This window comes from Nevskia sp. (genome assembly GCF_023266035.1).
Lineage (GTDB): Bacteria > Pseudomonadota > Gammaproteobacteria > Nevskiales > Nevskiaceae > Nevskia.
Genome location: NZ_JAHFRY010000223.1, coordinates 1 through 4,158, shown reverse-complemented (window position 1 = coordinate 4,158; position 4,158 = coordinate 1). Strand labels below are relative to the sequence as shown.

Below are 4,158 nucleotides of genomic sequence, written 5' to 3'. Positions count from 1 at the left end.
CCAGTCCGCACCGTGCAGCGTGACCAGATCGGCTTCCAGCGCCGGCAGCCGCGCGAGCACGGGATCGAAGATGCAGGCAATTGCCGGATCGTCAGCACTCGCCGGCAGCCGTGTTTCCAGCGCTGCATAGACCGGCTGCAGATTGCGCAGCAGCAGGCAGTAGCCGGCGCGATCGAGCTTGCCGCGCAGCAAGGTCGCGATCAGCGGACTGCCCTCTACGTCACGATGCAGACTGGCTGTCGCCGATCGCAGGCGAGCACTCAAACCCGTTGCCTGACTCCCTGAGGACCTCATCGGCTGACCACCGGAAAGCTCACCGCGATCAGCCAGCCGAACAGCAGCGCATTGCTGAAGGCCGCGATCAGCGGCTGGCCGCTGCGGCGTCCAACCCAGCCGCCGAGCAGCCCGAAAACGATGAACAGCAGCAGGATCACCGGCACGATGATGATCAGGAAAAACAGCTCGCCAAGGTTCAGCGCCACCGCCAGCAGCAGCGAAGCGAGCAGCAGCGCCTTGGCCAGCGCATAGCCGCCCTTCACGGGCCGCGCGCCTCGAGTGATCCATTCGTCGATGACGAAGAACGGCAGCAGGCCGATGACCATCGCCGCGATCAGCGGCAGCCGCATCGCGACCGGTTTCACCGAAGCCACCCAGCCATCGAGCGCGTAGCCGAAGGCCAGCGTGGTGCCCAGGGTCACCGCCAGCAGGCTCAGCCAGGTCTGGCGATCGAAGCTGGCAAAGCTCGGTAGCCGGTGCCCGCCCCGCCAGAGCAGCAGCGCCATCAACAATCCGTACAGCGCGAAGTGCATCGCCAGATAGCCGCCCAGCAGCAGCGGCAGCCAGTCGTGCGGCAGCGGCCATAGCAGTAATGGTGTGGCGATCGCCGGCAGGCCGGCGATACGCAGCAGATCCCGATGACCGAGTGCCAGCCCCAGCGGCGGTGTCGAGGATGCCGGCAGCCGGGAAGCCAGCGGCCAGGCAAGCAGGATCAGTCCACCGAACAGCAGCGCCAGCGCGCCGCCGCGGGTATCGCGCCAAGCGCCAGCCGGTCGATCGAACACCTGCGCCAGCCAGGCGACGGCGGCATCGAGACTGTCGCGTGCGTAGAGCACACCGATATGTTCGGCGCCGCGCGCCAGCACCAGACGCCGCGCGCTGCCGTCGTCGAAGCGGCCGTAGGTGATGTCTGCTTCCGGCCTTCCGCGGGCGCTTTCGGCGAGGCTGGCAAAGCCCTCGTCGATCAGGGCCTGCGCTTCCAGCGCACCATCGATGATCAGCAGATTGCGCGGCGCGGTGGTCGTCGCCCGCGGCACGAACAGCGATACCGCGATGGTTGCCGCCAACCGCGGATCGTCCATGCCGACCTGGACCACGACATCGGACGCCATCGAATGGCCGAGCAGCGCCACTCGGCCGTCGACCTGCGGCAAGGTCCGCGCATGGGCAACGACCTGCTTCAGCGCGTCGATCAGGGCCGCCGACATCGTCGACTGATCGGCAAGCCCGCCCGGCAGCGGCAAGGGATTGCGACCGTGACCGGGGAAATCGAAGGTGATGGCGATCTGGCCGGCGTGCGCCAGGGTGGTCGCGAACGGCTGCATCAATGGCTGCGAACCGGCGAAGCCATGGGCGATCACCACCGCCGGCGCCGGCTTGCCGTCGGCTGGCGCATAGAGGGTGATCGGAATGCTGCCGACGACGCTGCGGGTCACTGTCAGGCCCTGTCGGGTCTCGCGCAATTGCAGGATCGCGAACACGATCATCACCAGCGCCAGCACAGCAGCCGCAGCCTGTAACAGCGGCAGGCGGAAAGAGTTCGGGGAGGACATGCGGCAGTCTCGCCGAGGCTCGTGGGCCTAGCAACCGGCGTCCGTTGCTTTGCTAAGGTGGCGACTGCCCTTACGTCTGCCATGCGCTGATGCCATGACTGAGCCTGTTATCGAAGCCTTCATCGAATCCCATATCGAAGCCTGGGCCCAGCGCGCCATGCAGCGCTGGCCGAACGTGCCGCATCTCTATGGCTGGCTGCGGCTCGATCGGCGTGGCCGCTGGCTGATCAAGGATGAAGTGATCAGCCGGCCGCAGATCGTCGACACCATCAACGCCAACTACGGCGCCGACGAGCGCGGTGCCTGGTATTTCCAGAACGGGCCGCAGCGCGGTTATGTCGCGCTCGATGCCGCGCCGCTGATCTTGAGTGCGCCGGTCGAAGGCGATGCGCTGAGCACGCATCTCGGCACGCCGGCCGGTGCCGTGTCGCGTGCGGCAATCGATGAGCAGGGCGGGCTATGGCTGCTCACTGCGCGGGGGCCCGGCTGGCTCACCGATCGCGATCTGGACTGGGCCTTGCAGCGCCTGGTGTCGGATCAAGGGCTGGTCGACGAAGCGCGTCTGGCTACGGTGCTGGCCTTGCCGCCGGGTGCGACGACCGGGCTGGCGCTCGAGCTTGAAGGCCAGCGCTTGGTGCTGGAGCGGATCGACGAAGCCGGCGTTCCGGCGGCGTTCGGTTTCCTGCGCGAACCGACGGCGCCGGCCACGCCCTGAAACCCGCAGAAAGCCGCGCCGCATTTCCGTCGCGGTTTTCTGCGAGCCCCTCTGCACTCGGCGCAGTCAAATTTCCGACGGCTCGTGGCGTCAGTAAAAAGCCATCAGGAACAATGGCTTGATTCTGTTCTGTCGGTGGCACAGCGGTTGCAAAACAGTCTGCAGATCCCCGCAGACGAGCATCCGCACATGGCAGCCGCCACCCCAGCAGAGGCCCCCGCAGCAGCCGCGCCGAAGAAAAGCGCGCTGCTGATTCCGATCATCGCTGCCGCCCTGCTGTCGGCGGCCTTGTCCGGCGCGGCCGTGTTCTTTCTGGCACCGAAGCCAGCCGCTGCGCCAGCGCATGAGCAGGCTGCCGAAGCGGCTGCTGAAGCCCATGGCGAAGCCGCGGCTGAAGGCCATGACGCGGGCGACAAGGACGGCAAGAAAGGCACGGCCAACTATCTGCCGCTGACGCCGGCCTTCGTCGTCAATGTTCACGATGGCAATGACGGCGACGCCAGCCACTTCCTGCAGGTGGAAATCGAACTGTCGGCGCGCAGCGCGGCGGTGGTCGACGCGCTGAAGCTGCACAACGCCCAGATCCGCAACGCGCTGCTGATGCTGCTCGGCGCCCAGAGCTCGGCCGATGTCGCCAGCCGTGAAGGCAAGGAAGCGCTGCAGAAGAAAGTGCTCGAGGAAGTCCAGCGAATCCTGATCCAGGAGACCGGCAAGCCCGGCGTCGACGCGGTCTATTTCACCAGCTTCGTCATGCAGTAAGCCGCCCGCCCACTCGTTCGGATCGCGACCATGCAAGACCTGCTTTCACAAGACGAGATCGACGCGCTGCTGCACGGCGTCGACAGCGGCTCGGTGGCCACCGAAGCGCCGCCGGCAGCGCCGGGCGAAGCGCGCAATTTCAATTTCGCGACCCAGGACCGCATCGTTCGTGGCCGCCTGCCAACGCTCGAGATGATCAACGAGCGCTTCGCACGCCTGTTCCGCATCGGCCTGTTCAACATGCTGCGCCGCTCCCCGGAACTGTCCGTCGTCGGCATCGAGATGGCCAAGTTCAGCGAGTACACCCATTCGCTGCTGGTGCCGACCAGCCTGAACCTGGTGCGGGTCAAGCCGCTGCGCGGTACGGCGCTGTTCATCTTCGAGCCGCGCCTGGTTTATTCGGTGGTCGAAAACTTCTTCGGTGGTGACGGCAAGATCGCCACCAAGATCGAAGGCCGCGAATTCACGCCGACCGAGATGCGCGTCGTCCAGCTGCTGCTGCGCCAGGCCTTCAACGATCTGCAGGAAGCCTGGTCGCCGGTGATGGATCTCGATTTCGAATACATGAATTCGGAAGTGAATCCGCACTTCGCGAACATCGTGTCGCCGTCCGAAATCGTCGTGGTGTCGCGCTTCCGCATCGAGCTGGAAGGCGGTGGCGGCGATCTGCACATCACCTTCCCGTATTCGATGATCGAGCCGATCCGCGATCAGCTCGATACCGGCCTGCAGTCCGATCGCGTCGAGAAGGACGAGCGCTGGACGCAAAGCCTGCGCGAGCAGCTGCAGGATGCCGAAGTCGAGATCGGCAGCCAGCTCGCCACGCTCAATCTCAGCGTCCGCGAACTGCTGCAG

Annotated in this window: 5 protein-coding genes; 3 read left to right on the top strand and 2 right to left on the bottom strand. The window is 65.9% G+C overall.

Going from position 1 to position 4,158, the window contains the following annotated elements; translation table 11 throughout:
- Positions 1–264 (bottom strand): biliverdin-producing heme oxygenase (locus Q0D45_RS21165; protein ID WP_293397789.1); only part of this gene is annotated, 264 nt, incomplete at its 3' end.
- A gap of 26 nt (positions 265–290) precedes the next feature.
- The gene (locus Q0D45_RS21160; protein ID WP_293397786.1) at positions 291–1,829 is read right to left on the bottom strand and encodes an alpha/beta hydrolase; all 1,539 of its coding nucleotides are present in this window, start codon (positions 1,827–1,829) and stop codon (positions 291–293) included.
- Positions 1,830–1,923: 94 nt separating this feature from the next.
- On the opposite strand from Q0D45_RS21160, the gene Q0D45_RS21155 reads away from it, so the two are divergent.
- The 3 genes from Q0D45_RS21155 to fliM all read left to right on the top strand — a co-directional run.
- On the top strand, positions 1,924–2,544 hold the full coding sequence (locus Q0D45_RS21155) for a DUF2946 family protein (protein ID WP_293397783.1): 621 nt from the start codon (positions 1,924–1,926) through the stop codon (positions 2,542–2,544).
- Between the two features lie 189 nt (positions 2,545–2,733).
- Entirely contained in the window at positions 2,734–3,303 is a 570-nt protein-coding gene (locus Q0D45_RS21150) for a flagellar basal body-associated FliL family protein (RefSeq protein WP_293397780.1), read from the top strand.
- A gap of 30 nt (positions 3,304–3,333) precedes the next feature.
- Positions 3,334–4,158 (top strand): flagellar motor switch protein FliM (fliM, locus tag Q0D45_RS21145; RefSeq protein WP_293397777.1); only part of this gene is annotated, 825 nt, incomplete at its 3' end.

Coding starts and splice junctions, on each gene's coding strand:
- Q0D45_RS21160 (WP_293397786.1), bottom strand. CDS start 1,829: ATGTCCTCCCCGAACTCTTTCCGCCTGCCGCTGTTACAGGCTGCGGCT.
- Q0D45_RS21155 (WP_293397783.1), top strand. CDS start 1,924: ATGACTGAGCCTGTTATCGAAGCCTTCATCGAATCCCATATCGAAGCC.
- Q0D45_RS21150 (WP_293397780.1), top strand. CDS start 2,734: ATGGCAGCCGCCACCCCAGCAGAGGCCCCCGCAGCAGCCGCGCCGAAG.